This window comes from Thermocrinis sp., from assembly GCF_036781485.1.
GTDB lineage: Bacteria > Aquificota > Aquificia > Aquificales > Aquificaceae > Thermocrinis.
The window spans coordinates 61,358-86,319 of sequence record NZ_DAIQAX010000003.1; the positions used below are offsets into that span (position 1 = coordinate 61,358).

A 24,962-nucleotide genomic window follows, 5' to 3' on the forward strand; every position below is an offset into this window, starting at 1 on the left:
ACTACTCCTCCTTTATGCTTTCTATTTTTTCTACAATACTTTTTTTAAAACTGTCGCTTAGGTCCTCTTTTGAGGAGAAAGTATAACTTCCTTCCTTTTCCAGGACTATTCCCACAAGCTTTAGCCCTTTTACTTCGGCCTCAAGTGTTTCCCTTGTGGTGCGGTCTAAGTATTTTTTTATACTTTCTTCGTCTGAAAAATTTACCTGCATATCTACGATGTTTATCTCTTCAGGATCTTCACAATCCTTTGAAAGGTAGAGATTATATACAGCATATTCTCCCGACTCTTGCCTTATCTTGCTAAAAAGCTCCTCTATATAAAGCCTTGTTTGATGCCTTATGCTCATGGCTTTTATTTTATCATGGGCTATGTTCAAAGATCCCACAGACTCAACTGCTTTTGTAGTATTTGTATAATTTAACATAAGATACGTCGGGTGAGAAATTAGGGAAGGGGCAAAAATCTCTTGTTAAAAAGCTTTGGCGGGCAGAGAATTATAATACCCCCAAACCCCACCAAAGGGTGCTCTCTTTATATCCTTTCCTACATCACCAACATGCCTGTCCTTAACCTCTCAATACAGTCTTGGCATCTATTCAGAAAAAGCAGAACAATGATCTTTGTAAAGCTAATACTTGGAAGCAAAGTAAAGCTTATAGTAGACGGCACTGTATTAAAGTAGAGTTTGAAGAGATTTACTATGGAGTGCTCCTAATGGTTTTATGTGATGAAAATCAAGTGGTGATGGATGTTTGGTTTCATCCAGCCAGCTACAATGAAATAAAGTCTTTTAGGTTAAGGAAAAGCAAGAGCAGGTGGTTTAGGTTTTTGGTAGAGACTTTTTGAGTTATGGGCGATAGAGGTTATAGGGGCTGTGAGTTTGTGGAGGTTTGCGAAAAGAAAGAAGATAAAAGCTTAAGGCAGGCTGTAGAGGGAGTGAACTCACAGATAAAGGCTTTCAATTCTGTTAGCAGGTGGAGAAAGGGAATAACCCTTTTGACTTACCTTTATGGTTATGCTATTGGTTATAGCTTTTTCAGGAAAAGTCATGTGCTTGGTTAATTTCTCACCCGACGTAAGGTGTTTATAATAAAAGCCAAGATGTATGTAAAGAAACTTAAAAGCCCTCAGAGCAAGCCAAGTTCCTGTGGGGGAGCCATTCCCCTCTGAAGCCATTACTTGGACAGGGTTAGGAGTAGGTCAGTTCCCTTAGAGATGGCACTTAGTACATTCAATGCCATCCAAACCATTTCAAAAACACCGCACCCAAGGGTGGCAAGGTTAGGCTTAAAGAGTATGGCCTGCCGTGAAAAGGTATGCTTTCAGCTTTTACCCCTCCCATGTTTCCTATGTTTGCACCACCGTAAAGTTCGGAATCTGAGTTAAATATCTCAAGCCAAAGACCGTCAAAAGGAACTCCCACCCTGTAGTTATATCTTGGCACGGGTGTAAAGTTGCAAACTACCAAAATAGTCTCGCCTTCCTTTGACTTTCTCAAAAAGCTTATTATACTTTGCTCGTAGTCTGAAAAATCTATCCATTCAAAACCCTGAGGGTCGCAGTCCAGCTCGTGCAAAGCTTTTTCTTTGCAGTATATGTGATTTAAATCCTTTACAAGCCTTTGAATTCCTTGGTGGGGTGCATACTCCAAAAGATGCCAGTCCAAGCTATTGTTGTGGTCCCATTCCCTCCACTGTCCAAACTCTCCGCCCATAAACAGAAGTTTTTTACCCGGAAAGGCATACATGTAAGAAAATAAAAGTCTTAAGTTGGCAAACTTTTGCCAATCGTCCTTTGGCATTTTGTTAAGCAAAGAACCTTTGCCATGCACCACTTCGTCGTGAGAAAGTGGAAGGATAAAGTTTTCGTGAAAGGCATACCATACGCTAAAGGTTAGCTTATCTTGGTGGTATTTTCTATAAATCGGGTCCTTTGAAAAGTAAAAGAGGGTATCGTTCATCCATCCCATGTTCCACTTGTAGCCAAAGCCAAGCCCCCCTACGTAAGTGGGTCTGCTTACCATAGGCCAGGCGGTGGATTCCTCTGCTATGGTGTGGATGTCTGGAAAGTCCCTGTAAAGGGTTTCGTTTAGCTTTCTTAGAAACTCTATGGCTTCTAAGTTTTCTTTGCCACCGTAGATGTTTGGGACCCACTCAAAGCGAGAATAGTCCAAATAAAGCATAGACGCAACCGCATCCACCCTTAGCCCATCTGCATGATAAACATCTATCCAGAAGTGAGCAGAGCTTAAAAGGAAAGACCTGACTTCTGGCTTGCCATAATCAAAGACAAAGCTTTTCCAATCTGGATGCCACCTTTTTCTCCAGTCTTCGTATTCGTAAAGATGGGTGCCGTCAAAGTATGCAAGCCCGTGTTCGTCTATGGGAAAGTGGGAAGGAACCCAGTCCAAGATCACCCCTATGCCCCTTTGGTGCAGGCTATCTATAAGATACATAAAGTCCTGTGGTGTGCCATACCTTGAGGTGGGAGCAAAGTAGTTGGTAATCTGATAACCCCAAGAGCCGTAAAAGGGATGTTCCATCACAGGCAAAAACTCCACATGGCTAAAGCCCATATCCTTTACATACTCTCCCAACCAATAGGCAAGCTCCCAGTAGTGAAGGGACCTGTTTATGTCTTCTGGCACCCTCCTCCAAGAACCCAAATGCACCTCGTAGATGCTCACAGGAGAGTTATAGGAGATCTTTTTACCTCTTACCTTCATCCAATCGTCGTCGTTCCAGTGATAGCTCAGGTCCCAAACTATGGATGCATTACCCGGTGGTTGTTCGCAAAAAAAGGCAAAAGGGTCTGATTTTTCCCTTCCTACGCCATCTGCACCAACCACAAAGTATTTATACTTGCAACCCTTCCAAACACCGGGCACAAAAAGCTCCCAAATACCCGATGGGTCTGATCTTTTTTTCATCGGATGAGAAAACTTGTTCCAACCGTTAAAGTCTCCGAAAACAAATACTTCCTTAGCGTTCGGGGCCCAAACCGCAAAATGGCATCCTCCCTCCACAAGGTGAGCGCCAAGCTTTCTGTAAAGCCTTGTATGCGTGCCTTCTTTAAACAGATAAACATCATAATCCGTTATAGGTGAGTAAAACTCCATTAAGCCAGAAGAACTGCTCCCTTAGAAGCGCTTTGAACAAACTTCACATACCTTCTTAGCCACCTGCTTTTTATTTCTTTCTCCTTTGGTTTAAAGCTTTCCATCCGCCTTTTGAATTCTTCCTCCGATATCAAGAGCTCAATCCTTCTGTTTGGTATGTCTATAAGTATCTCGTCCCCATCTTGGACTATGCCTATGGGACCTCCTGCGGCAGCTTCTGGTGAGATGTGTCCCACGCAGGCACCACGGGTGCCACCAGAGAACCTTCCGTCTGTGATCAGAGCCACTTTATCTCCAAGGCCCATACCCATAATGGCAGAAGTGGGAGATAGCATTTCCCTCATACCCGGACCACCCTTCGGACCTTCATACCTTATGACCACCACGTGCCCAGGTTGAACTTTACCAGACATAATACCTTCTACCGCTTCCTCTTCTGAATCAAAGCATATGGCTTTACCCTTGAACACGAGCATTTTCTCATCTACACCAGCGGTTTTTACTACGCTACCCTCTGGAGCAAGGTTGCCAAACAGAACCGCCAAACCTCCATCCTTTGAGTAGGGATTCTCTATCCTTCTTACCACCTCTCCGTCTGCCTCTGGAGCTTCCTCCGCTATTTCCCTTAGGGTCTTTCCGCTAACGGTTAGCTTGTCCGGATAGGGAAGGTATCCGCCCCTTATCATCTCTTTAAGGATCGTTGGTATGCCTCCCACACTGTCCAAGTCTTGAATGTGATAGTGAGATGATGGTGAGATCTTACAGAGAGTAGGTGTTCTTTTTGATATTTCGTTTATCCTGTTTAGGTCGTAGTCTATTCCTGCTTCGTTGGCTATTGCCAATAGGTGCAAAACTGTGTTGGTAGAGCCCCCCATGGCAATATCCACCGCAAAGGCATTGTCAAAGGCTTCTACTGTGAGTATATCCCTTGGCTTTATGTTTTCTTTTAAAAGCTCCATTATCCTTCTTGCTGCTTTTCTTGCCAAAAGTTCCCTTCTTGGGTCCACCGCCGGTATGGTGCCGTTTCCCGGAAGACCAAGACCTAAAACTTCTGTAATACAGTTCATAGAGTTGGCGGTGAACATTCCAGAACAGCTACCACAGGTGGGACAGGCAGACTGTTCTATGAGTTTTAGTTGTCCCTCGTCTATCTTTCCAGCCTTGAGCTGTCCTATGCCCTCAAAAACACTTATCAGATCCACCTTTTTTCCGTTTAGCTCTCCCGCAAGCATGGGACCACCGCTTATGAAGATAGTAGGAATATTTAACCTAACTGCAGCCATCAACATCCCGGGCACTATCTTGTCGCAGTTGGGTATGCAAATTAGTGCATCAAGCTGATGGGCTTCTACCACCGTCTCCACCGAATCTGCGATCAGCTCCCTTGAAGGCAAAGAATAGTGCATACCGTAGTGCCCCATAGCTATACCATCATCCACTCCTATGACGTTGAACTCTATGGGCACACCACCCGCTTTACGCACTTCCTCTTTTATAGGTTCCACAAACTCCCTAAGATGCACATGTCCTGGGATTATGTCTATGTAAGAGTTTGCTATGCCTATGAGTGGTTTGTCAAAGTCTTCGTCTGTCAGCCCGCAAGCTCTTAGAAGAGCTCTGTGCGGAGCTTTCTCCACTCCTTTTTTAACAATATCACTCCTTAGCATAAGGGATAGTATAAGTAAACTTTAGGTTGTGTCAAGGATATTTACGTGTCGCCATCCCACACGGTTAGCTTAGAAGGTTTTTCACGTTAGTTCTTCCTCTGTGTAAGATACTACTACCCTAGCTGGTCTTAAAACTCTTTCGTGAAGGTAATACCCTTTTCTTACAGTTCTTATAACAGTGTTCGGAGGACAATCCAAAGATAGCTCCCTTTCCACCGCTTCTGCTAGCATGGGATCAAATTCCTTGTTATTCAAATCCATTGCCTTTACTCCGTATTTTTCTAAGACAGCCACCAGTTGCCTGTATATCATCTCCACACCTGCCCTAAGGGCGTTTATATCATCGGTCTTTGTCTCTAAGGCCCTTTCAAAGTTATCCAAAACTTCCAGTATGTCCAAAGCTAAGTTTTCATAGCCATACTTTCTAAACTCTTCTAAGTCTCTTCTATACCTTTCTTTCAGGAGCTCGTAGTCTTTTTGTAGTTCAACCAGCCTTTGATTAGAGAATCTTGCAATTTGTTCAAGTTTGGAAACCCTCTCTTCTAACTCTTTTATTCTCTTTTCCTCTTCTCTTAGTTCTTCTACAATCTGTTCTTCAAGGGACTTATCCTCTTCCATGCGTGCACCTCCTAAAAATTATAGTTTAAACTAGAATGAAGGTTTAATAATCCCTTTTGACCACGCTTTCCAAAAGATCTATAAAGGTTGAACTGTTTTCAAACTTTGATACGTATTCTATGACTTTCTCTATCTCCTGCCAAGCTCTTTTTTTGGTATTCTCTACGCCCCCAAGTTCTATGACCTTTTGTCTTAGCTCTTCTCTGTTTTCCTTTCCAAACCTTTCCAAGACCCATTCTCTGTCAAGCTTGTCAATGACAGATAGGAGAGGATAGGTGCATTTCCCTTCCCTCAGGTCGTTGCCGGCGGGCTTGCCAAGTCTATCCTCTGAACCAGCATAGTCCAGAGCATCGTCTATGAGTTGAAAGGCTCTTCCTACGCTCATTCCTATTTTGTAAAACTCCTCGTAAAAGGGGCTTCCCGCCATTAGGGCACCAACTCCCATGCTTGCAGAAAACAGAGCTCCCGTTTTCCCATCTATGATCTTGAAGTATTCCTCTTCCGAGATTATTTTCCCTAAGGAGATGAGCTCAAGGATCTGCGATTGGGACATGTGCATAACCGCTCTACTGACCAACTCCACAGCCTTTAGGTTACCATAAACCGCATAAAGCCAAAGGGCTTTTGCATAAAAGTAATCTCCACCCAGCACAACCGCCTGATTGCCAAAGATAAGGTTAGCAGAAGCTCTCCCCCTTCTGGTAAGAGCCCCATCCACCACATCGTCATGCAGTAAAGAAGCCATATGTATGTATTCTATTCCAACCGCCAAAGGAAGAACTATTTCGCAGTCATCACTAAACATCCTACAAACTTCTATCATAAGAATAGGCCTTATCCTCTTCCCTCCCGCTTCTATGGTGTATTTCCCCATGTCCAGCACCAGTCTTACCTCTGGATCCAAGTATTCAAGCATCAAACTGTTTAGCTTTTCCAACTCCACCATCAAAGAGAATTATAAGCTCTCTACTTGCAAATTAGATTAAAATTTTCCTTAATGGAAGGGAAAATTTACCTTACGCCATCCCTTAACTACCTTCAGGATTACACCAAAGACAAGAAAAAACTGGCTCAAGAATTTGAAAGCATGTTGATTAAAGAGCTACTAAAGGAAGGGTTCAAACCTCTGATTAAAGGGAAAGGTTTTCAACATCAGATGTATTATGACCTAATTCTTGGAAAACTTAAGCAGACACTTAGCCCAAAGCGGTGGGATAGGTATGGCAAAGCTCATACTAAGTAGTATAAAGGACGATAAATCTTAGAGTTTTACTTATCAGAAATGCTCAGAAATTTAGTGAGACCTTCAAAGATCTTTTCCGCATCCACCTTGTACTCGTTTCTTTCCAAACTGGACCTTATTTCAGAGACCTTCTTTTCCAATTCGGACAGGTCCCTTTTCTCCCTATTCCTTGCTACCTCAGACAGCTCAACCTTAACCCCTTCTGCCTGAGCTTCTTTTGTCCCTTCTTGCACTGAAGACTTTTCGCTGGTCGTCTTCTCTTGGTTTAGGACCCCGTCTATAAATTTTTGCAAATTTACTCTGTTAATCATGGCTTTTAATATATTATCGTATTTTTTGTCCGAATTTTAATCAATGGGCATGGAGAACTTAGAGAAGGCTAAAAAGTTTATAGAAGAGCTCAAGCAGAACAACCACCTTAAGCTTAGGAGGAGTTTTGGAGTTGGTTTGTATCTTTTTAACCTTCTGAAGGACAAACTCTCTCAGGCTCACCTGGAGCTTTTAAAGAGGTTTGACGCCATGCCCCTTCCTAAAAAGATAGCTATACTGGATCAAATAGAGCAAGCTCTGAAGGAAGAGGATGCTGAGCTCCAAATAAACTTTGACCACTATCCCAAAAAGCCCTTAGAGAAGTTCTTCGTAGAGATAGACACGCTAAAAGCCTTGGATCCAAAAGAAAAAAAACTTTTAAAGTCTTTGGGCATAGAAGACCTTTTTTCCGCCTTTTGGTTTGTTCCAGTAAGGTACGAAGACAGAAGGTTAAATACCTGCATAAAGACTGCCATTCCAGGCAAAGCCGTAGCCCTAAAGGTCAAGGTAGTGGATGCTAATTATGACCCTTTGGAAAACTATCCCATAACTGTGAGGTGCGAGGACGGGACGGGCTATTTGACCTTGAAGTATAAGTTTAAAAACAAGGAGGTTTTATTCAGGTTCAAAAAGGGAATGGAGCTGATAGTTTTTGGAAAGCTTATGGAGTACAAACAGGAAAAATACATGGTGCATCCAGAGATAATAAAGGAAGAAGAAGCTGGAAGGATACTCCCATTTTACAACATAAGGACAAAAGATTCTCAGAGTCTTTCTGCAAGGACAAGACACAGAAAAGTCAGACAGGCTATGCAAAAACTTTCGGAGTACATAAAATATCTGCCAGAGTATTTGCCCAAGGAGCTTTTGGAAAAACACCAACTGCCAAAGCTACCGGAAAGTCTCTACTTTTTACACAACCCAAGCCAGTTTAGCGATAGGTTAAATGCCTTTGACACGCCAGCCCACCACAGACTTATCTACGAAGACCTTCTCCTTTTCCAGTTAGCACTTCAGATAAAGAAGTTAGACATAAAGTCCCTACGTGCTGTAAAGCTTAACTTTCCAGAAGAGAGTTTGAAAGAGTTTTTAAACGCCTTGCCCTTCAAGCTAACTCAGGCTCAGGCAAGGGTGCTTGAGGACATAATAAGGGACGTAAAGATAGAAAGACCTATGAACAGGTTACTTCAGGGAGATGTGGGCAGTGGTAAAACGGTCGTTGCTATGGCTGTGTGCTACATGTTCTTCAAAGAGGGCCACCAGTCTGCGGTGATGGTTCCTACGGAAATACTGGCTTATCAGCATTACGAAAACTTCAAGAAACTCTTGGAGCCTCTTGGTGTTAAAGTAGGTCTCCTTACTTCTTCTGTAAGTCCTTCACAGAAGAGGAGCTTACTGCGTCATGTAAGGGAAGGGAACATACACGTAGTTATAGGCACCCATGCCCTAATACAGGAAAAGGTGGAATTTAAAAGCTTAGCCTTTGCATTGGTAGACGAACAGCACAGGTTTGGAGTTATGCAAAGAAAACTCCTTCTTGAAAAATCAAAAAATTTGTTCCCCCACTTTTTGGTAATGTCCGCCACGCCCATACCAAGAACCTTAGCCCTCTCACTTTATGGAGACTTAGACATATCCATCATAGACCAGATGCCTTACGGCAGAAAGCCTGTTATAACCAGACTGTTTTTTGAGTCTGAGTTTGAAAAGGTTGTAAAGGCGGTAAAGGTAGAAATTGAAAAAGGGCACAAAGCTTACGTTATCTACCCACTCATAGACCCTTCGGAAAAGCTGGAGCTAAAGTCTGCAGTTGAGGAGCACAAAAAATGGCTTTCTCTCTTTCCAGGAAGAAAGGTGCTTTTACTCCACGGTAGGCTAAAGGACGAAGAAAAGAAAAGGGTAATGGAAGAGTTCAAGAGCGATGGAGATATACTGGTCTCCACTACGGTAGTAGAGGTGGGTGTGGATGTGCCAAATGCCACTGTTATGGTTATAGAGTCCGCTCACAGGTTTGGACTTTCTCAGCTACACCAACTGAGGGGTAGGGTGGGTAGGTCCGACCTACAGTCTTATTGCCTTTTAGTAGTTCCAGACAGCATACGTCAGGACCAGGAGAGTTTGAGAAGGTTAAAGGTTTTGGTGCAAACCAACGATGGATTTAAAATAGCGGAAGAGGACCTAAAGCTAAGAGGTCCAGGGGAGCTACTTGGTGAGTCCCAATCGGGATACTTTGGCTTTTTGATTGCAAACATTCAAAGGGAAAGGGACAGGCACTTTCTTGAACTTTGCAAACAAGATGCAGAAGAGATCCTAAGGAAGGACCCCGAGCTAAAAGAGCACCAGGAGCTAAAAAGTGTTTTGCTATACAGATACTCCAACAAGATAGACCTTTCCTACATAGCCTGAATGTTTATGTCTGAGGCGCAGGATCCAAACCTTAGCCCAAAATACAGGTTATAGATCTTTGTTTTGTAGTAATAAATTCTTACCTCATAACTGCCACTCTCTTTTAGTTGCAAAGTCAATGAAGACTGGTCATAGGCCCCCCAAAGCTTTCCGTCCTTGAAGACTTTTATTAAAGTTTGCTTTCTTTTAGTGCTTACGCTCAAGGTCCCTTCCTTAAGGTTAATGCTACTGGGAGGATAAAGATCAGGAGGGCTATAAACTATCAAATTTACATCCCCATCTACCACTGGAATAAAGCTCTCCATGTTCTCACAGCTTGGATAGGCAAGGTTCCACCTTTTTCCCAAAATGAAGGAGTAGCTCGGAAATTCACCTACGGTGGTGGAGATGAAGACGGGCATGTTGGAAAGTACGGGTTTGCATGTTTTTGGATTTAGCAGACCTTAATAATCGCCTGGGACACCAAAGGTGAGTTTTTTGGGGAGATACTCAAAGAGAACGTAAAGGAAAAGCTTAAAAAAACCGATATCTTTGTATCCGTATCCCTCAGGGATTTTCCACCACCTTAAGCGTTCAGAGTAATCCATGGAATGACCCAATGAGTAGGATAGGGACCTTTTCTCTAATTGCCTTTCTAAGCGACTGGGCTGGCCTATTCCTCCATCCAACGCAGTTTTTACCCCAAGAACTACCTTGCAAGGTTTTTCGTAGGGCGATGGCACAGGTTTGTAAGGAGAGTAGTTTATTTGATGAAAGTATGAGATAGGAGTGAGATGATAGTAAAGAAAACCTAAAATATAGACCGAAAGAAGAACTCTAATAACTCCGAAACATGCTCTCCTCCTCTATATTACCGTTGTAGTTTCTGAGCTTGTATATGTAAAAATCTTTTATCTTTTCTCCCCTCCAGTATATGGGCAAAACCCTATGCTCTATTATACCACTAAAGCCCTTTAGCACCCTCTGGTCTATGGGAAGGTAGCTAACGTATATACCGTCCTTTCCTAAGTAATTTTTCATTCCATCCCGCCAAAGGTCATACTGGTTCATCCGCCTTCCTAAGTTTAAGCAATAGGTCCTTGGATTTCCCTTCACGTAAAAGGCAAGCTCTGCGGATATCTGATATAAGGGGCTTATAACTATCTCATCCCCTCTGTAAATCTTGCTAACTTCCTTGCCTAAGGCTTCCCATCCTATACCTACCTTTGCTGGGTCCTTCTGCGGTGGTATAAGCTTGCTCAGTCCCATCCTGTCAAGGATGGGGCTAAAGTGCAGTAGAATAAAAAGGCAAAAGCTAAGAAGGTATGTGGGATATAAAAACTTGCTTTTGGAGAGGTAGTAACTGGCTATCAAAAAGCCCGAAAAGTAAGCAAAACCAGACCAGTTTGCTTCTACGGGCTTTTTAATTGACATCGCAAAAAAGAAAAGAAAGATAGGCATAGAAGTTAGGGCCAAAAAGCTCAAAGCTTTGTCCTTCCAGCCGAAAAGCCAACCTTTAACTATAAAAAAGAAGGGTAATACAGAAACCAAAAGAAGCTGGCCTCCCAAGAACTCTAAAAGGCTGTTTATATTTATCATTGATGAGTTCTTGGTAGCAAGCGTAGAAACGTGCTTGAAAGAGACAAAGTGGTGCTTGTAATTCCAATAAAGAACGGGCAAACTCATCAAAAATGCCACTGCGAGGCTAAGGTAAGGCTTTACTTCTTTTAGGACTTGCCTTTTGTAGAAAAATATGTAAAGAAGGGCCAAAGGAAGTAAAAAGACTGCGGAGTATTTGCTCAAAAAGGCCAATCCTGCAAAAAAGCCAAGTAAGAACCAGTAAATGGTTTTTTCATACTCAAGGGAAAGCCAAAGGGCAATCAAGCTAAGAGACCAAAAGAATAAAAGTGGTGCATCCGTGGTCATAAGGATGGAGTTTATAGAAAAGCCAACCGATATTTGGGGAAGCGTGGCAGAGATTATAGCTACTCTCTCGTTGAAGAACCTTTTAGAAAAAAAGTAGGTAAGAATGGACAACAAAAAGGAAAAAGTTATGGGAACTATCCTGACCGCCAGCTCTGTATGTCCAAGGATGGAAGAGCTAAGATAGTTTAGGTATGCTACCATGGGAGGTTTGGAGTAATAGCTAAGGTCCAGATGCCTTGACCAATCCCAATATTGGGCTTCCTCCGGCGTCAGGTCAAGGGGATAATAAAGAACATAAAACACGCGAAAGATCAATAGAACAAAGTTAAACAGAAGAACAAACTTCATCTCCTAAAGCCAAGCTCTGTGCCCTCTAAAAGCCTTTTTATGTTATCCCGGTGCTTGTATAGGATTAGCAGGGTTATAAAAGAAACCATCAAAATAAGCTTAAAGTTCAGCATTATCAATGAAAGGATAAAGGCAAAGCCTGTAGCACCTAAGGAGGCCAGGGAGACGTATCCTTTTAACTTAAACAACAAAAGCCAAACCAAGAGGGAAAATAAAGCTATGGTTGGTGAGATAGCGAGCAGTACACCGAAGGCAGTGGCCACACCCTTGCCTCCCCTGAAGTTGTGGAAAAAGGGATACAGATGTCCAAGGAAAGCAGCCAAGCCCACAAAGACGGTAGTCCAGCTTTCAAGACCAAAGTAAATCCTGGACAGGACCACCGGAAAAAGCCCTTTTAGAAAGTCAAGAAAGAACACGAGCACGCCGTATTTCTTCCCTAAGGCCCTACTTACGTTTGTAGCACCTACGTTTCCGCTACCTACGGACCTAAGGTCTATGCCCTTTTTCCTTGCTATAAGCTCTCCAAAAAGGACCGACCCAAGCAGATAAGCAAACAGTATAAGCAGTACGCTATCCATCGCTTTTATTACTTTAACACCTTTCTGGTTTTCAAGTAGAATATGTAAAGGTCAAGCTCTGCCATGCTAACACCCAACTTCTCCCCTACTTCCTTCAATGCCTTTTCCGCCTGAAGGTATATCTTTCTGGTCATAGTTTTGTAGTCTGGGATCAGTCCTTTTTCCTTCAAAAACCTAAATATGTGCCTATCCACTATGGACAGGTTATCGTAGCCTATGTTTCTTAGAAAATGGGAAGCTTCTTTCATCCCAAAACCTTCCACTTTGTACTTTGAACAAGTATCGCTTAGCAGGTCTCTAAGGTTAGAAGGGTCCCCACCGCCCTTTAAAAGCTCCAAGGTTTTGTCAAAGTTATCCCTTGCCTTTACTATCCTTTCTGCCCTCTGTCTTGCAAAGCGGTGTCCTATGGAAGAGAGCGCCTCTGTTAGCTCCTCTAAACTCATCTTTTTAAAGCCTTCCATGCCTATCTGTTTTTGAGCTTTTATGCCAAGAACTGCTGAGGAGTTGGCGGTTAGTATGCAAAAGCAAAGCTCCGAAAAAAGGTCCGCCTCGTACTGTACATCCAAAAAGGGCCTAAAGTCAAAGGTGGTTTTCCCAGAATCTCCAAGCTTCTTAAACTCCTCCAATCGCCTTTTTACAAAAGGCTCTACCTCTTTTTTTGCCAAAAGGATCTCTTCAAACATTGCTAACCTCTCTGATTAACTCCATGGCTCCATTTATAGTTTGGCTGTTTACAATACCCATTAGCCTTGCAATTTCCTCCAGTCTATCCTCTTTTAATTCTTCTATAAAGACCCTGCTCCCTTCTCTATAGGTTTTAAAGTGCTTATCTGCAGCTGAAGCTAAGGCGGGAGAGTGGGTTATGACAATGACTTGCATCTTGGAGGAGAGTCTTTTTAGGAACTTGGCCACTTTTACAGAGGTCTGCCCACTTACTCCCACGTCTATCTCATCCAACAGGTAAGTTTCTGCCACTGGCGATAGTAAAAAGAGGCTTAAGGCTATTCTTGATATCTCACCCCCAGAGGCTACCTGTGCTAAGTCCCTAAGCTCTCCACCGTAAGAAGAAAAGACGAACCTTATGTCTTCATGTCCAAACCTACCCTCCTGCTTTTCAAAGAACACATCAAAGAGCGCTCCCTCCAACCCCAAGTCTTTCAGGTGTCCCAATACAAGATTTACAAATCTTTCTTTACCCTGCCTCCTTTTCGTGCTCAGCTCTTCTCCCAAGGATCTCAGTTCACGATGTAAGCTTTCCCTCAGACTTTGCAAGCTCTCCAGATCTGTTTCAATACTTCTTAGTCTTTCCAACTCTTCTCTGAGCTCCTGGGCAATCTTGAGAACCTCGCCGTATTTCCTACCATATTTTCTTTCCAACCTCTGGACTAAGAATATCCTCTCGTTGAGTTGGTTTATGTAATCTGGGTCTATGTTTTCGTATATATCCAAAAGGCGTCTTCTTACGTTAAATAGCTCCTCCTGCATTCTAAGAACACCCTGTTTTTCCTGTTCTAAACCAAGTTCTCCAAGCAATTTTGCAAGGTTTTTAACGGATGGTATAAGCAAACTGTCTATTTGAGCTACGCCTTCTGAAGAAAGTTTATTTTTCTTCTCCACTTCTGCGTACCTTTCTACGGTTTTGTAGGCATCAATATACTCTTCTTCAGACCATCCAACCTTCTCAATCTCTTTTAGCTCTTCTTCTATTACCCTAATTTTTATTTCTCTTTCTAAGCCCAAAAGGTAGTCTATCTTTTTGCTTACCTCCTCCAACTTTTGGTATAGCTCCTCAAAGCTCTTTCTCGTAGAGTAGCATCCTACTGTTTTGTCAAACACATCCCTTTGAAAGTCCTTCCTCAGTATCTTTAGCCTATCGTCTTGCCCTTGAAAGATTAGGGCTTTGGAGATAATCTCTTTGACTGTTTTCTGCGTGCTTCCTATTCCGTTCAGATAAAACCTGCTTCTGCGATTCTTTATCTCCCTTCTTATTACATACTCCTCACCGTCTATGGATAGTTCCAGCTCTACCGCAGTTCCTTCTGGATAATCCCCCTGCTGTCCTAAAAGGAACAGGAGGGTGGATACTGTCATAGACTTGCCCGTTCCCGTCTCTCCAGTTATCACGTTAAGGCCCGGGTCAAAGTTTAGCTCCTGCTCCTCTATGAGAAAAAACTTCTCTATGCTGAGCCTGATTAACATCAGAATGATAAAATTAAACCCATGCACATAAAAGGAAAGCCTATTAGCCTGGTCATACCAGAGGAGAAGATAAAAGAGAGAGTGAGAGCTTTGGCAAAGCAAATAGAAGAGGATATGGGACAGGGCTTTATTGTAGTGTCTTTGCTGAAAGGCTCTTTTGTTTTTACCGCAGACCTTATAAGGGAATTTTCCGTTCCCGTAAAAGTGGATTTCATGTGGGTGTCAAGCTACAGCTCTTCGCAAGAGTCTTCTGGAAGCGTGAGGATAATTCAGGACATTACCATGGACATACAGGGGGAAAAGGTCTTATTAGTGGATGATATACTTGACACTGGCTGGACCCTAAAGGAAGTAGTGGAGTTTGTAAAAAGGAAAAACCCATCCGTGCTAAAGGTGTGCGTGCTGTTAGACAAAAAGGAAAGAAGAAGGGTAAATATTAAGATAGATTACGTAGGTTTTGAAGTTCCAAACAAATTCTTGGTAGGCTATGGTTTAGATTGGGATGAAGAAGGAAGAGGTTTGAGGAGTTTGTATGCGGTGGATTAAAGGTATCCTCAAAGTCGAAGACTGGGAGAAAAAAAGGAAGGCAAAAGAAATAGAGGAGATTGACAGGCAGATCAGTGCCCTTGAAGCTGAGATCAAAGCCATTGAGATAAAGATGGATGAGTTGAACCAGAGTATAAAAGCTGATTTTTCCTTTGAAAGGCTTGTAGAGTTTAGGAGTCTGTTGGAGAGAAGGAAGAATTTGGAGAAAGATTTGACCATACTCAATCAGCAAAAAGCTCGCAAGCAAGAAGAGTTAAAATCTATATATAGAGAAATAAAGGGCGTGGAGGTGGTAAAGCATAGGTTAAAATATGAATTGCGGCGAAAAGAAAGCTCTGTTGAGATGCTTAGATCAAAATTCTTCCATCTGATAAAAAATTCCTAATCTTTCTACTTTTAATTCCTACTCTTACAGTTGGGCAGAGTGCGATCCAGAAAAAGATAAAAGAACGAAAAGAAAGCAAAGTGGAGAATGAGTTAAAGCTGGTGACAAAAGAGTTGGAGGAGAAGTTGAGGAAATTAGAGCAGGAAAGAAAGAAACTGGAGGAGCTAAGGCAAGTTGAACCTAAGAAGGAAGAAATGCCTCCAGATTTTCAAAAGTTGGTGGCCATATTCAACAGGGCGGATTCCGATGAGGCTGGAGCTATAATGAACAACATGAACCCCAATTTGGCCGCCGAGATCCTTCTAAGACTGAGGGAACAACAGGCTGCCGCCATACTTTCTGCTATGGACCCTCAAAAAGCTGCGGAAGTATCCCAAATAATGGCGAGGAAAAAAGGAGAAATAAAAAAAGCCCCGTAAAGGGGCTTTGTTTTTTTAGTCAAGCTCGGGCATTTCCGGTGAAGTTGGGACTTTTTCTTTCTTTTCCTCTGGTATTTCGGCAACCAAGGCCTCTGCAGTTAGCATAACGCTTGCGGCAGATGCGGCGTTTATAAGAGCTGTCCTTACCACCTTTGTTGGGTCTATAATTCCTGCCTCTACCATATCTTTGTATTCTCCAACTGCTGCGTCAAATCCGTAATTCTTACCCTTTTCTTTGCCTAAAGCAATAACCTTCTCTAACACGACGTATCCCTCAAATCCAGCATTCCCTGCTATTTGCCTGAGAGGAACTCTGCAGGCTCTCTTTACAATATCCACTCCTATTTGCTGATCAGGGTTCTCCAACTGTATGTTTTCCAACGCTTCGGAACCTCTCACCAGAGCCACACCACCACCTGGCACTATTCCCTCTTCTACCGCTGCCTTTGTAGCATGCACTGCGTCTTCAACTCTTGCCTTCTTCTCCTTCATTTCTGCCTCTGTGGCAGCACCTACCCTTATTATGGCTACTCCACCGGACAGTTTAGCCAATCTCTCTTGAAGCTTTTCCCTATCGTAGTCCGATGTGGTTTCCACTATCTGCTTTCTTATCTGTTCTATTCTGGCGTTAATAGCTTCTTTGGAACCTTTACCACCTATTATGGTAGTATTGTCCTTATCTACTACTACTTTGTCTGCCCTTCCGAGCATATCAAGTGTTACACTTTCAAGCTTAATACCTAGCTCTTCGGTTATGGCAGTTCCACCGGTGAGTATGGCTATGTCTTGTAGGTAATCTTTTCTTCTTTGTCCAAAACCTGGCGCTTTGACTGCGCATGCCCTTATTACTCCCTTAATGTGGTTTACCACTAAGGTAGCTAAGGCTTCTGCTTCTACATCCTCCGCTATTATGAGTATTGGCTTTCCAGCCCTTACCACCTGTTCAAGAACTGGTAGTAGATCTTTTACGTTGGAGATCTTCTTTTCGTAGATGAGTATGAAAGGATCTTCTAACACCGCTTCCATTTTATCTGGATTGGTTATGAAGTACGGAGATAGATATCCTCTGTCAAACTGCATACCCTGAACTGTTTCCAAGATTGTTTCCGCGGTCTTTGATTCTTCCACGGTTATAACCCCTTCCTTTCCAACCGCTTCCATTGCATCAGCTATGATCTTACCTATAGCAGGATCGTTATTAGCAGATACGGTTGCTACTTGCTCTATTTCTTTTCTACCGGATACAGGTATGGACATCTTCTTTATCTCTTCAACTACCACTTCCACCGCCTTGTCAATACCCCTCTTTATGTCCATTGGATTTGCTCCAGAGGCTATGGCTTTTAGACCTTCTGTGAATATTGCCTGTGCCAAAACAGTGGCAGTGGTAGTTCCGTCTCCTGCTACGTCAGCGGTCTTGGAGGCTACCTCTTTTACAAGCTGAGCACCCATGTTTTCATATGGATCTTTCAGCTCTATTTCTTTGGCCACTGTTACACCGTCTTTGGTAACTAAGGGGCTTCCCCACTTTTTCTCTATGATGACCTCTCTTCCCTTGGGTCCAAGGGTAACTTTCACTGCATTGGCAAGCTTATCAACTCCAGCCTTTAGTTTGGCCCTTGCTTCTTCTCCATAAACAACTTTCTTTGCTGCCATGGTTTCACCTCCTTAAAGGGTTTTTATTCAATAATGGCGAGGACTTCGTCCTCAGACATGATTAAATATTTTTCTCCGTCCAGCTCCACTTCTGTGCCTGCATACTTGTTAAAGATTACCTTGTCTCCCACCTTTACTTTTGGAGAAACTATTTGACCGTTGTTCAAAAGCTTACCCTCTCCCACTGCCACCACTTCACCGATCTGTGGCTTTTCTTTAGCGGTATCTGGGATTATTATCCCAGAGGCAGTCCTCTGCTCTTGTTCTTCCTGACGCTTAACCACTATTTTGTCATATAGTGGTCTTAACTTAGCCATGCCTACCACCTCCTTCTGAAGTTTTTCTTAAAAATATTATATTAACAATCCACCTTTTTGTCAAGAGGTATTGCTAAAAAATTTAGTATAAATCACTCATATTTTATGCTATTGATACATATAGCTTAAAAAGTGTTATACTTTTAATCCCAATTATGGCCAACTATATAACCTTTTTCAGATTCCTCCTTACCTTCCTGGCGGTTTATGCAGTCCTAAATGAGTATAGCACATTAGCCTTACTTACCATTTTGATAGGGGCGGTGAGCGACTGGCTGGATGGGGGTATTGCCAGAAGAAGGAAAGAGGTTAATAGGTTGGGTGTCTTATTAGATCCTTTCGTGGATAAGGTCTTTGTTCTGTCTTGTCTTTCTGCCTACTTATACCTTCAGGAAGTTTCTCCATACGCCTTTGTGCTTTTGCTCATAAGAGAGCTATACATATCCTTTTTGAGGAGTCTTTCTGTGGAAAAGGGCTACTCCATGCCCGCTTCGTATGTTGGCAAGTCCAAAACAGCCGTTGAGTTTATAACTTTGATCCTACTTGCACTATCAAACCCGATAAGCCAGTCTTTCCTTTGGCTTGCAGTATTCCTTGCCTACGTTTCCGCCTTAGACTATACCCTTAGGTTCCTTAGACTCTGATTCCTTTATCTCTATCAGCACGTGGGCTTTATTTATCACCGGAGACTTCTCCTCTTTTCCACAGACAGCTACCACCAAACCCCTTTTTATAAGCCTGTTCTCCAATTTTTCTGCTACTTTTCTATCTTTTACTGTTATTTTCCTCATAGCTTTACCTCCCAACGCTTAATATTAAACCTTCACTTTCGTATGCCTTTGAAAGGGACTTAAAGGTTATTTCCCAACTAAAGCTCTCCTTAACCTTTTTGTGCAAGTAGTCCCTAAGGTAGTTATTGTGCCTTATGAGCTCGGATGCTTTATAAACACTCTCTGCTAAGCTGTCCACGTCTCCATTAGGTGCAAGGGTCTCTTTCATTATTTGGGTCTCCAAGTCTAAGTCAAAGGCGCAGACGGGTAATCCGCTTGACTGAGCTTCCAGAAAGGCTAAACCAAAGGTCTCAAACATGCTTGCGCTTACGAATATATCTCCGCTTGCATAGACCTTAGCCAACTGCTCTTTGGAGTTTATGTATGGCATGTAAGTCAGGTTTGAAAGTTTTCTCTGATGTGCTTTCACGAGGAATTCCAGAGGACCTTTGCCTACTATTAGCATGTGAAACATGGATGGGTCCAAACCTTTCAGTAATTTTATAAGTGTGTTTATGCCTTTTTCTGGACTAAGCCTTCCCACGTATAGGAGTAAAAGCTTATTATCTTGAATGCCAAAGGAGTGTCTAAACTGATCATCCCTTTTGCTCGGGTGGAAGGTCTGAGTATCCACACCTAAGGGCACGTAATGGACGTTTTCTAAACCAAAGCTTTCTAATTCCCTCTTGTATTTTAAGGAAGGCACGAGTATGAACTCTGCAACCCTTAGGCACTTATCTACAATCAATTTAAAGAGACCCTCCCATAGCTTTCTTGGAGCTGGAAGAAGAGAAAGCTCTCTTTTTGCATCCGCGTGATAGAACACGCTTATGGGTATTCCTTTTTTCTTAAAAAATGGTATGGGAAGGTAGGTCCCAGAAAACTCCAAAAGGTCTGGCTTTTCCAGTCTTATCACCTCTTCTATATTTTCCAAACTCCTAAAAAACCTGTATCCACCAATTAGAGGAAAAGAAGGAAGCTCGTAGAAAGTTGTTCTTTTCACTTGATACTTTTTATAGGCCTTGCCTGGTATAACTACCACGTGTTCCCATTCCTTTTCAAAGATCCACTCTACCTTTTTGTCTATGTATGTCCTTATGCCCCCACTGTAGCTGTGATAATAGGGAGTAATATCCATTATCTTCATGCCTTTACTCCGGAAAGGGACATTATGCTATCAATGTAGTTCAAATAAGACTCTTTTAGGTCCATTGACCTGGCATAAGAAAGGGCTTCTTTACTCATAAACTCTCTCAGGTATGGATTGCCCAAGATCCTGTTTAGCTTTTCTGCAAAATCCTCTGGTGAGTTTGCTATAAAGCCGTTTATACCCTCCTGCACGTGCTCGTGGGATGCTCCCTTTGAGCTAACTATCACCGGCAAGCCCGAAGCCATAGCTTCTAGCACAACTTGCCCGTAAGTTTCCGTCTCTGAGGGGAAAAGAAACACATCCGCGCTCGCATATGCCTTTGCCAAAGACAGTCCTGTAAGATAGCCTACAAAGTAAGTATTCTTGGGTTTGCGCTCTTCCAAATCCTTCCTGTAGGGACCATCCCCTACTACTATAAAGGTATCCTCCGGAAAGACTTTTGCACAGTAAAGGAAGGTGTCCAAGTTTTTCTCCTTTGAAACCCTGCCCACATACAACACCACATTACCCTTCGTTGGGATGCCAAAGTTCTTTTGGAAAAAGTCTTTCTCTCTGTAGGAAGGGCTAAAAAGCTCTGTATCCACGCCCCTTTTGAATACTTTTATCTTGTTTGCTGAAACGCCTTTCTCTACTAATGTTTTTAGATAAGTTTCCGAAGGAACAAAAACCCTGTCAGCCAGATGGCAGATGAAGACAAGTGCTTTGTAAAGCCAATCCTTTAGATCTGAACTGTTGGTGTATTTGTAAGCGTAAGAGGGCACATCCGTGTGGAAGGCAAAGGACAGAGGTAGGTTAAGAAGCTTGGCTACAAGAATGGACATAATACCTAAAGGTCCAGGAGTAGCCACGTGGATGTGGCTGTATCCTTTTAGCACATCCAAAAGCTCCACAAGGGAAGGCACTCTTAGCTTAAACTCCTCATAAAAGGGTGTGGAAAACTCCGTCATAGGTGTTAGTAGCACCAGGTTATCTTCTCTATCTTGTTTGTTGCCCACCGCTATAACATCCACGGGGAGGTTGTATGTGCTTGCCAAGTATCTTACGATCTTTGAGCTTCTGGCTACCCCGTTGATGTCAAAGTATGTGTCAGTTATGTATGCTAACCTCATAGGTTTTCCGTTGTTCAATCCAAGGTTCATAGCTATCCTTTTTGCGTTGTCCTCTTCCTTCTTTTGTTGGCTGAGTATAACCAAAGGAAGGGAGTGCAGTATAAAGGATAGTATCGTCTCGCCGAGATGCGTAAGGGAAAACTCCCTTATGAGCCTTTCTAAGCTCATGAAGGGTAGCTTGTTTATTATCTCTTTGAATATGTAATGTCTGGGGGCATTGGTTCCAAAGAGGTTCCTAACAAAAAGCTCGCTGAAAAAGTTGTCTGAATGCATGAAGACAAAATCAAGGAACGGTTTCACGTGCTTGGGTATTGTGTTGCGCCTGCTTAAGTAGTCGTAAGCAATTCTACCAACCATATTTAGCACCCTTTCGTATCCCAGCTCCTCCGTTCCTACGGAAGTATGACCCTCCTTTATAGCTTTTAGAAACTCTTCCTTTGAGCTTGCCTTTGCTTCAGTCCAAGTTCTACCTAAATCCAAACCACCGTGGTCATCGGAGCCAGCAGTAAAGGTTATATGTTCTCTGCTTCTCAGAGACTGAATGTTATACCTCTCTTCCAGCTGTCTTATTTTTTCCCACCCGTCATATAGTCTGGCAATTTTTTCTTCAACAATCCTTAAACCTTCTCCTCTTGTGCCGTTGATTATCTCCCAGTTGTCAAACAAGAGGACAAACTTCTCCACCAGGCTTTTTGTTATCCTTGTGTCCTGAACAGAGTATAAAGGATGGGCCAAAGAGTGGGCTATGTCTTTTTCTTTTAGATATTTCACAAACTCATAAACATTTTCCCTTAGCTTTATCAGGTCCTGGTGTATTTTCTCGTCTATTCCATAAACGAGCACATGGACCTTTGCCTTTTCCTCTGGGAAAAAAACTGTGTATTCACAGCTTATGAAAACCTCCGGCAGGTGTGCTATTTCCAAAACACCGTCTATGGTGTTGTGGTCCGTTATGGTGATGTATGTCATTCCCCTTTCTTTTAGCCTTTTGTATATCTCCTGCGGTTCTGTAAAGCTCTCAGGACAATTAATTAGCTGACTGAACCAACCCCCCGGTAGGTTGGACGCCTTGGAATGAAGGTGAAGGTCTGCCTTTGCTAAGTAATTCCCCATAGCTTATTAACCTCCTTTCTTTTTTTATTTGATTGATAATTAACCTCCATAAGGCTACTTTTCTTTTGTCTTTGAAATCGGCAGTGTGCAACGCAAGTCTTAGGAAAGGATACCTATCAAGGAGCTTAAAGAGAATGGGCACAGTTTTAATGCTAATGTAAGAGAGTCCATACCTGTTGCTGAAGGTCAATACGGGAGATTTAATCTCTTCTCCGCTCTGTAAATCCTTTATCTTTCCTCTGTAGCCTACCCCTAAAAAGCCAAAGGAATACAGCAAGTCATCAAGCCAAGGGTTTCCTATCCAAGCGGGTGGCACAAATACCTTCGTATCCAACCGCATCGCTTGGAATATCTCCAAAGCTTTTTCCAATTTTAGATAGGTTTCTTCAAGGTCCCCTTCCCCAAACTCTCCCTCTCCGTAAGTGTAAAGAAGATGTTGCAGCCTTTTCTTGCCCGTATGCGTATAACCGTGCATTATGATTTCTTGTTTAGTTTTCTCTATAAAACTCACAAAAGGGGCATACCTGTTTATGGCATACTCTCCTCTAAAGTTGGGGATAAGAAGCAGTGAGAATTTTTCAACGTGTAGCTTTTCCAAGAACTCTATTGCGTTATAAACTTCCTCTTTGTGGAATGGAGATACATCGTGTAGCTCTACTATTGCATATCTCATCTTGTAGCTTAATAATATGTTTGCAAGGTTAAGAAACTGTTAAGATGGATTGAAAAAGTTATAGTTGCGTATTAAATTATTAGAATATATTAATAAGCTGGAGGAGGTAAGATATGACGCTTACAATGGACAGAGCTTTAAGGCTTACTTCTGGAGTTGTTCTTCTGTTTGTCTGGCTTGTGGCTATAGTCGGTTCGGACATACACTGGTTTTGGAAAGCTTTTATAGCCTTTATGGCTGTCAATCAGATTCAATCGGCTTTTACCAATTGGTGCCCTGTGGTTAGCGTATACAGAAAACTGGGAATAAAGGAGTGTAATTGCTAAAATAGTCCTTTGTGAGAAAAGTTGGAATAATAACTGGAGTAAGGCGGATAGGTTTTTATGTAGCCAAAGAGCTCTTACAGGACGGTTGGTCCTTGGCGGTAGTTTATCTTTCTTCAGAGAAGGAAGTAGAAAGATTAAAAGAGTACGGAGAAGTTTCAGGAATAAAAGCCGACCTTTCCGAAAGGGATTCTTATAAAGCTATAGTTCAAAAAACTTTTGATGTTTTTGGAAGGATAGATGCCTTTATTCATCTTGCAAGTCCTTACTTTCCCACACCACTTGAGAGCATAACTGAAGAAGACGTGAAAAAACACTTTCTACCCATAGCGGAGGCTTTTTTATTCGTATCCAAAGAATGTGCTCCTTATATGCTTAGAAACGAGCAATCCATAAAGGGAAGAATAATAGCCTTTGGAGATTGGGCAACAAACACCACACCCTACAAAAACTACAGTGCTTACTTTATCTCAAAAGGTGCCTTACACACTTGCGTAAAAGTCCTTGCAAAGGAGCTTGCCCCTTACATATTGGTAAATGCCATAGCCTTAGGTCCAACCCTAAAGCCTCCAGATTTTTCCCAAGAAAGATGGAACAGCTACATAGACAAAACGCCACTAAAAAGAGAAGTTTCCATAGAGGACGTGGTGGCGCTAACCAAGTTTTTGCTCAAAGTGGAAAGTATGACTGGAGAGATAATCAACTTAGACAGCGGGAGGCACATATCGGGCGAATGCAGTTAAACTTTTTGACTGTTTAAAAACTGCTGAATTTTTAACTCAATTATGTCCTTGTGCAACAGCCTTTCCTTTTTTAGCTTTTCTATTTCCATCTCCAAGTCGTGGGTCATAGGATGGTGTTTTTCCAACTTATCTATCTGCTTGTCAAGCTCCTCGTGTTTTTCGTAATGATACCTAAACTCTCTATCTTCTTGAAGAAGTTTTTGCACTATCTCTTCTCTGGTCATAGAATGTCCTCCTTTCTTGGTCTTAATAATATTAAACCAAAAATGGATAGAAAATAGCCAAGAATCAGCACAGACAGGGGGGCAAAGATAATGTATACGATAAAACTAAAGAAGAAGGGAAGAGTAACCAAGACGTAGAGCCAAAAGTATCTGCGTATGGCTTTTTGACTCCAATACTTTTCCTTTTGGGTATGGATGGGAAAAAGTCTTTTTCTTAGAATCAGCGCCAAGATAACTAAAAAAACACTCAAAGTCAAAGTTATAAGCATACTACCCAAGACCATGTTTATATGAAGTGGTAGTCTAAAGTATGGGTATAAAGGTAAACATGCAACAAATATTAGAGTTACTAAACCTAAGAAGGCTTTAAAAAATTGTCTCACTCTTATGTAAAAAAGTTCCTTCATAGAAAAACTCTCTCCAAAGTTAGTCCCTTTGCCTTGGCAGTGTAAGGACATTTCTTGCCACTTAAAAATTCCTTTATTTCATCCACAGTTAGCTTACCCATGCCTAAGTATATCAAACACCCCGCCATGCGCCTTACCATATATCTTAAGAACCTTTTTGCTCTCACGCTTATTTCTATTATTCTATCTTTTTCTTCTATTTTGCACTCCTCAATCTCTACAAAGGGATCATGCTCTTCTTCGTCAAGCTTGGCAAAGCCTGAAAAGTTGTAATTTCCGAGAAAAAGCTCTGCGCCTCTTTTCATACTCTCTATATCCAGACTATAAGGAATGCGCCACACGAAAGGTTCCAAAAAAGGATCCCTTGCAAGAGAAGGAAAAACTCTGTAGGTGTAAAGCTTACCAGCTACCGAATACCTGGCGTTAAAGCTTAGATCTTCAAGCCAAACCTTTTTGATACCTATATCCTCTGGCAAGATTGAGTTGAGGGCTTTCAAAAGATTGTCTATGGGAAAAAATTTAGAGCTTCTGAAGTTAGCTATATATTCCTTTGCATGTACTCCCGCATCCGTTCTGCAGCAACCTATCAACTTTACCTTTTCTCCAAAAAGCATACCCAAAGCATCGCTCAAAGTTCCCTGCACAGTCCTCAGGTTAGGTTGCACTTGCCAACCGTGAAAGTTAGTCCCTACAAAGCAAAGCAACAAACAATAGTTGTGCATTTTTTAAAGAA

At 42.2% G+C, this 24,962-nt stretch carries 31 protein-coding genes; 11 read left to right on the forward strand and 20 right to left on the reverse strand.

What is annotated here, in order from left to right:
- Window position 1 precedes the first annotated feature (1 nt).
- The gene (locus V7P40_RS02775) at window positions 2-427 is read right to left on the reverse strand and encodes a hypothetical protein (protein ID WP_333784449.1); all 426 of its coding nucleotides are present in this window, start codon (window positions 425-427) and stop codon (window positions 2-4) included.
- Window positions 428-717: 290 nt separating this feature from the next.
- Between V7P40_RS02775 and V7P40_RS02780 the strand changes: the two genes are divergently transcribed.
- Window positions 718-849, forward strand: coding sequence for a hypothetical protein (locus tag V7P40_RS02780; protein ID WP_333784450.1), 132 nt, complete (start codon window positions 718-720; stop codon window positions 847-849).
- A 3-nt stretch (window positions 850-852) separates the two neighbouring features.
- Window positions 853-1,065 (forward strand): hypothetical protein, encoded by a 213-nt coding sequence (locus tag V7P40_RS02785; protein WP_333784451.1) that lies wholly within the window; start codon window positions 853-855, stop codon window positions 1,063-1,065.
- A 169-nt stretch (window positions 1,066-1,234) separates the two neighbouring features.
- On the opposite strand, the gene glgB is transcribed toward V7P40_RS02785, so the two are convergent.
- The 4 genes from glgB to V7P40_RS02805 all read right to left on the reverse strand — a co-directional run bounded on the left by glgB (window position 1,235) and on the right by V7P40_RS02805 (window position 6,352).
- Window positions 1,235-3,121 (reverse strand): 1,4-alpha-glucan branching protein GlgB, encoded by a 1,887-nt coding sequence (gene glgB / locus V7P40_RS02790; RefSeq protein ID WP_333784452.1) that lies wholly within the window; start codon window positions 3,119-3,121, stop codon window positions 1,235-1,237.
- The gene (gene ilvD, locus V7P40_RS02795; protein ID WP_333784453.1) at window positions 3,121-4,788 is read right to left on the reverse strand and encodes a dihydroxy-acid dehydratase; all 1,668 of its coding nucleotides are present in this window, start codon (window positions 4,786-4,788) and stop codon (window positions 3,121-3,123) included. Before ilvD ends, glgB begins: the two co-directional genes overlap by 1 nt.
- A gap of 81 nt (window positions 4,789-4,869) precedes the next feature.
- Window positions 4,870-5,406 carry a nucleotide exchange factor GrpE gene (locus V7P40_RS02800; RefSeq protein ID WP_333784454.1) on the reverse strand — a complete coding sequence of 179 codons (537 nt, stop codon included), beginning with the start codon at window positions 5,404-5,406 and terminating at the stop codon, window positions 4,870-4,872.
- A gap of 43 nt (window positions 5,407-5,449) precedes the next feature.
- Window positions 5,450-6,352: a polyprenyl synthetase family protein gene (locus V7P40_RS02805; RefSeq protein ID WP_333784455.1), complete on the reverse strand. Its 903-nt coding sequence runs from the start codon at window positions 6,350-6,352 to the stop codon at window positions 5,450-5,452.
- A 51-nt stretch (window positions 6,353-6,403) separates the two neighbouring features.
- On the opposite strand from V7P40_RS02805, the gene V7P40_RS02810 reads away from it, so the two are divergent.
- Window positions 6,404-6,649 (forward strand): hypothetical protein, encoded by a 246-nt coding sequence (locus tag V7P40_RS02810; protein ID WP_333784456.1) that lies wholly within the window; start codon window positions 6,404-6,406, stop codon window positions 6,647-6,649.
- A 26-nt stretch (window positions 6,650-6,675) separates the two neighbouring features.
- Here the strand turns inward: V7P40_RS02810 and V7P40_RS02815 are convergent, their stop codons facing one another.
- On the reverse strand, window positions 6,676-6,960 hold the full coding sequence (locus V7P40_RS02815; RefSeq protein ID WP_333784457.1) for a flagellar biosynthesis anti-sigma factor FlgM: 285 nt from the start codon (window positions 6,958-6,960) through the stop codon (window positions 6,676-6,678).
- 49 nt (window positions 6,961-7,009) lie between these two features.
- On the opposite strand from V7P40_RS02815, the gene recG reads away from it, so the two are divergent.
- Window positions 7,010-9,364, forward strand: a complete 2,355-nt coding sequence (recG, locus tag V7P40_RS02820) for an ATP-dependent DNA helicase RecG (protein ID WP_333784458.1) — start codon at window positions 7,010-7,012, stop codon at window positions 9,362-9,364.
- Here recG and V7P40_RS02825 read toward each other — a convergent pair.
- A complete protein-coding gene (locus tag V7P40_RS02825) occupies window positions 9,352-9,765 on the reverse strand; it encodes a hypothetical protein (protein WP_333784459.1) in 414 nt (137 codons plus the stop codon). The two genes, recG and V7P40_RS02825, sit on opposite strands and share 13 nt — an antisense overlap.
- Before the next feature lie 197 nt (window positions 9,766-9,962).
- Between V7P40_RS02825 and V7P40_RS02830 the strand changes: the two genes are divergently transcribed.
- Complete coding sequence (locus V7P40_RS02830) at window positions 9,963-10,130, forward strand: hypothetical protein (protein ID WP_333784460.1); 168 nt, start codon at window positions 9,963-9,965, stop codon at window positions 10,128-10,130.
- A 50-nt stretch (window positions 10,131-10,180) separates the two neighbouring features.
- Here the strand turns inward: V7P40_RS02830 and V7P40_RS02835 are convergent, their stop codons facing one another.
- The 4 genes from V7P40_RS02835 to V7P40_RS02850 are packed head-to-tail and all read right to left on the reverse strand — an operon-like array spanning window position 10,181 to window position 14,394.
- Window positions 10,181-11,617, reverse strand: coding sequence for a glycosyltransferase family 39 protein (locus tag V7P40_RS02835; RefSeq protein WP_333784461.1), 1,437 nt, complete (start codon window positions 11,615-11,617; stop codon window positions 10,181-10,183).
- Entirely contained in the window at window positions 11,614-12,195 is a 582-nt protein-coding gene (gene plsY / locus V7P40_RS02840) for a glycerol-3-phosphate 1-O-acyltransferase PlsY (protein WP_333784462.1), read from the reverse strand. The genes V7P40_RS02835 and plsY overlap by 4 nt, the downstream gene beginning before the upstream one ends.
- Window positions 12,196-12,203: 8 nt before the next feature.
- Entirely contained in the window at window positions 12,204-12,878 is a 675-nt protein-coding gene (locus V7P40_RS02845; RefSeq protein ID WP_333784463.1) for an N-glycosylase/DNA lyase, read from the reverse strand.
- Window positions 12,871-14,394 (reverse strand): DNA recombination protein RecN, encoded by a 1,524-nt coding sequence (locus tag V7P40_RS02850; RefSeq protein WP_333784464.1) that lies wholly within the window; start codon window positions 14,392-14,394, stop codon window positions 12,871-12,873. Before V7P40_RS02850 ends, V7P40_RS02845 begins: the two co-directional genes overlap by 8 nt.
- Before the next feature lie 21 nt (window positions 14,395-14,415).
- Here V7P40_RS02850 and hpt point away from each other — a divergent pair, with 21 nt between their 5' ends.
- The 3 genes from hpt (at window position 14,416) to V7P40_RS02865 (ending at window position 15,744) form a co-directional block, all read left to right on the forward strand.
- Window positions 14,416-14,940 (forward strand): hypoxanthine phosphoribosyltransferase, encoded by a 525-nt coding sequence (gene hpt / locus V7P40_RS02855; RefSeq protein WP_333784465.1) that lies wholly within the window; start codon window positions 14,416-14,418, stop codon window positions 14,938-14,940.
- The gene (locus tag V7P40_RS02860) at window positions 14,927-15,325 is read left to right on the forward strand and encodes a hypothetical protein (RefSeq protein WP_333784466.1); all 399 of its coding nucleotides are present in this window, start codon (window positions 14,927-14,929) and stop codon (window positions 15,323-15,325) included. Before hpt ends, V7P40_RS02860 begins: the two co-directional genes overlap by 14 nt.
- An 80-nt stretch (window positions 15,326-15,405) precedes the next feature.
- Complete coding sequence (locus V7P40_RS02865) at window positions 15,406-15,744, forward strand: hypothetical protein (protein WP_333784467.1); 339 nt, start codon at window positions 15,406-15,408, stop codon at window positions 15,742-15,744.
- 15 nt (window positions 15,745-15,759) lie between these two features.
- On the opposite strand, the gene groL is transcribed toward V7P40_RS02865, so the two are convergent.
- On the reverse strand, window positions 15,760-17,400 hold the full coding sequence (groL, locus tag V7P40_RS02870) for a chaperonin GroEL (protein ID WP_333784468.1): 1,641 nt from the start codon (window positions 17,398-17,400) through the stop codon (window positions 15,760-15,762).
- 23 nt (window positions 17,401-17,423) lie between these two features.
- Window positions 17,424-17,717, reverse strand: coding sequence for a co-chaperone GroES (gene groES, locus V7P40_RS02875; RefSeq protein ID WP_333784469.1), 294 nt, complete (start codon window positions 17,715-17,717; stop codon window positions 17,424-17,426).
- Window positions 17,718-17,872: 155 nt separating this feature from the next.
- Here groES and V7P40_RS02880 point away from each other — a divergent pair, with 155 nt between their 5' ends.
- A complete protein-coding gene (locus tag V7P40_RS02880) occupies window positions 17,873-18,361 on the forward strand; it encodes a CDP-alcohol phosphatidyltransferase family protein (protein ID WP_333784470.1) in 489 nt (162 codons plus the stop codon).
- On the opposite strand, the gene V7P40_RS02885 is transcribed toward V7P40_RS02880, so the two are convergent.
- The 4 genes from V7P40_RS02885 to V7P40_RS02900 are packed head-to-tail and all read right to left on the reverse strand — an operon-like array spanning window position 18,329 to window position 22,532.
- On the reverse strand, window positions 18,329-18,508 hold the full coding sequence (locus tag V7P40_RS02885) for a hypothetical protein (protein WP_333784471.1): 180 nt from the start codon (window positions 18,506-18,508) through the stop codon (window positions 18,329-18,331). The genes V7P40_RS02880 and V7P40_RS02885 overlap by 33 nt on opposite strands.
- A 4-nt stretch (window positions 18,509-18,512) precedes the next feature.
- Window positions 18,513-19,634 carry a glycosyltransferase gene (locus V7P40_RS02890; RefSeq protein ID WP_333784472.1) on the reverse strand — a complete coding sequence of 374 codons (1,122 nt, stop codon included), beginning with the start codon at window positions 19,632-19,634 and terminating at the stop codon, window positions 18,513-18,515.
- Complete coding sequence (locus tag V7P40_RS02895) at window positions 19,631-21,859, reverse strand: glycosyltransferase (RefSeq protein ID WP_333784473.1); 2,229 nt, start codon at window positions 21,857-21,859, stop codon at window positions 19,631-19,633. Before V7P40_RS02895 ends, V7P40_RS02890 begins: the two co-directional genes overlap by 4 nt.
- The gene (locus V7P40_RS02900; RefSeq protein WP_333784474.1) at window positions 21,774-22,532 is read right to left on the reverse strand and encodes a polysaccharide deacetylase family protein; all 759 of its coding nucleotides are present in this window, start codon (window positions 22,530-22,532) and stop codon (window positions 21,774-21,776) included. Before V7P40_RS02900 ends, V7P40_RS02895 begins: the two co-directional genes overlap by 86 nt.
- 113 nt (window positions 22,533-22,645) lie before the next feature.
- Between V7P40_RS02900 and V7P40_RS02905 the strand changes: the two genes are divergently transcribed.
- A complete protein-coding gene (locus V7P40_RS02905) occupies window positions 22,646-22,858 on the forward strand; it encodes a DUF2892 domain-containing protein (protein ID WP_333784475.1) in 213 nt (70 codons plus the stop codon).
- 11 nt (window positions 22,859-22,869) lie between these two features.
- Window positions 22,870-23,598: an SDR family oxidoreductase gene (locus tag V7P40_RS02910; RefSeq protein WP_333784476.1), complete on the forward strand. Its 729-nt coding sequence runs from the start codon at window positions 22,870-22,872 to the stop codon at window positions 23,596-23,598.
- Here the strand turns inward: V7P40_RS02910 and V7P40_RS02915 are convergent.
- Genes V7P40_RS02915 through truA form a run of 3 tightly spaced genes read right to left on the reverse strand, consistent with a single transcriptional unit; the run spans window position 23,595 to window position 24,936 of the window.
- On the reverse strand, window positions 23,595-23,822 hold the full coding sequence (locus V7P40_RS02915; RefSeq protein ID WP_333784477.1) for a YdcH family protein: 228 nt from the start codon (window positions 23,820-23,822) through the stop codon (window positions 23,595-23,597). The genes V7P40_RS02910 and V7P40_RS02915 overlap by 4 nt on opposite strands.
- The gene (locus tag V7P40_RS02920; RefSeq protein ID WP_333784478.1) at window positions 23,819-24,229 is read right to left on the reverse strand and encodes a hypothetical protein; all 411 of its coding nucleotides are present in this window, start codon (window positions 24,227-24,229) and stop codon (window positions 23,819-23,821) included. The genes V7P40_RS02915 and V7P40_RS02920 overlap by 4 nt, the downstream gene beginning before the upstream one ends.
- On the reverse strand, window positions 24,226-24,936 hold the full coding sequence (truA, locus tag V7P40_RS02925; protein ID WP_333784479.1) for a tRNA pseudouridine(38-40) synthase TruA: 711 nt from the start codon (window positions 24,934-24,936) through the stop codon (window positions 24,226-24,228). The genes V7P40_RS02920 and truA overlap by 4 nt, the downstream gene beginning before the upstream one ends.
- Window positions 24,937-24,962: the final 26 nt, after the last annotated feature.

Bases quoted from the DNA above. Each gene is read 5' to 3' on its own strand.
- V7P40_RS02845 (WP_333784463.1), bottom strand. From the start codon at position 12,878: ATGTTTGAAGAGATCCTTTTGGCAAAAAAAGAGGTAGAGCCTTTTGTA.
- V7P40_RS02860 (WP_333784466.1), top strand. From the start codon at position 14,927: ATGCGGTGGATTAAAGGTATCCTCAAAGTCGAAGACTGGGAGAAAAAA.
- plsY (WP_333784462.1), bottom strand. From the start codon at position 12,195: ATGGATAGCGTACTGCTTATACTGTTTGCTTATCTGCTTGGGTCGGTC.
- V7P40_RS02905 (WP_333784475.1), top strand. From the start codon at position 22,646: ATGACGCTTACAATGGACAGAGCTTTAAGGCTTACTTCTGGAGTTGTT.
- V7P40_RS02830 (WP_333784460.1), top strand. From the start codon at position 9,963: ATGAGTAGGATAGGGACCTTTTCTCTAATTGCCTTTCTAAGCGACTGG.
- ilvD (WP_333784453.1), bottom strand. From the start codon at position 4,788: ATGCTAAGGAGTGATATTGTTAAAAAAGGAGTGGAGAAAGCTCCGCAC.
- V7P40_RS02920 (WP_333784478.1), bottom strand. From the start codon at position 24,229: ATGAAGGAACTTTTTTACATAAGAGTGAGACAATTTTTTAAAGCCTTC.
- V7P40_RS02805 (WP_333784455.1), bottom strand. From the start codon at position 6,352: ATGGTGGAGTTGGAAAAGCTAAACAGTTTGATGCTTGAATACTTGGAT.
- V7P40_RS02800 (WP_333784454.1), bottom strand. From the start codon at position 5,406: ATGGAAGAGGATAAGTCCCTTGAAGAACAGATTGTAGAAGAACTAAGA.
- V7P40_RS02885 (WP_333784471.1), bottom strand. From the start codon at position 18,508: ATGAGGAAAATAACAGTAAAAGATAGAAAAGTAGCAGAAAAATTGGAG.
- V7P40_RS02890 (WP_333784472.1), bottom strand. From the start codon at position 19,634: ATGAAGATAATGGATATTACTCCCTATTATCACAGCTACAGTGGGGGC.
- V7P40_RS02785 (WP_333784451.1), top strand. From the start codon at position 853: ATGGGCGATAGAGGTTATAGGGGCTGTGAGTTTGTGGAGGTTTGCGAA.
- V7P40_RS02780 (WP_333784450.1), top strand. From the start codon at position 718: ATGGTTTTATGTGATGAAAATCAAGTGGTGATGGATGTTTGGTTTCAT.
- V7P40_RS02850 (WP_333784464.1), bottom strand. From the start codon at position 14,394: ATGTTAATCAGGCTCAGCATAGAGAAGTTTTTTCTCATAGAGGAGCAG.
- V7P40_RS02810 (WP_333784456.1), top strand. From the start codon at position 6,404: ATGGAAGGGAAAATTTACCTTACGCCATCCCTTAACTACCTTCAGGAT.
- groES (WP_333784469.1), bottom strand. From the start codon at position 17,717: ATGGCTAAGTTAAGACCACTATATGACAAAATAGTGGTTAAGCGTCAG.
- V7P40_RS02815 (WP_333784457.1), bottom strand. From the start codon at position 6,960: ATGATTAACAGAGTAAATTTGCAAAAATTTATAGACGGGGTCCTAAAC.
- V7P40_RS02775 (WP_333784449.1), bottom strand. From the start codon at position 427: ATGTTAAATTATACAAATACTACAAAAGCAGTTGAGTCTGTGGGATCT.
- hpt (WP_333784465.1), top strand. From the start codon at position 14,416: ATGCACATAAAAGGAAAGCCTATTAGCCTGGTCATACCAGAGGAGAAG.
- V7P40_RS02915 (WP_333784477.1), bottom strand. From the start codon at position 23,822: ATGACCAGAGAAGAGATAGTGCAAAAACTTCTTCAAGAAGATAGAGAG.
- V7P40_RS02825 (WP_333784459.1), bottom strand. From the start codon at position 9,765: ATGCCCGTCTTCATCTCCACCACCGTAGGTGAATTTCCGAGCTACTCC.
- V7P40_RS02900 (WP_333784474.1), bottom strand. From the start codon at position 22,532: ATGAGATATGCAATAGTAGAGCTACACGATGTATCTCCATTCCACAAA.
- V7P40_RS02880 (WP_333784470.1), top strand. From the start codon at position 17,873: ATGGCCAACTATATAACCTTTTTCAGATTCCTCCTTACCTTCCTGGCG.
- glgB (WP_333784452.1), bottom strand. From the start codon at position 3,121: ATGGAGTTTTACTCACCTATAACGGATTATGATGTTTATCTGTTTAAA.
- V7P40_RS02895 (WP_333784473.1), bottom strand. From the start codon at position 21,859: ATGGGGAATTACTTAGCAAAGGCAGACCTTCACCTTCATTCCAAGGCG.
- V7P40_RS02835 (WP_333784461.1), bottom strand. From the start codon at position 11,617: ATGAAGTTTGTTCTTCTGTTTAACTTTGTTCTATTGATCTTTCGCGTG.
- groL (WP_333784468.1), bottom strand. From the start codon at position 17,400: ATGGCAGCAAAGAAAGTTGTTTATGGAGAAGAAGCAAGGGCCAAACTA.
- recG (WP_333784458.1), top strand. From the start codon at position 7,010: ATGGAGAACTTAGAGAAGGCTAAAAAGTTTATAGAAGAGCTCAAGCAG.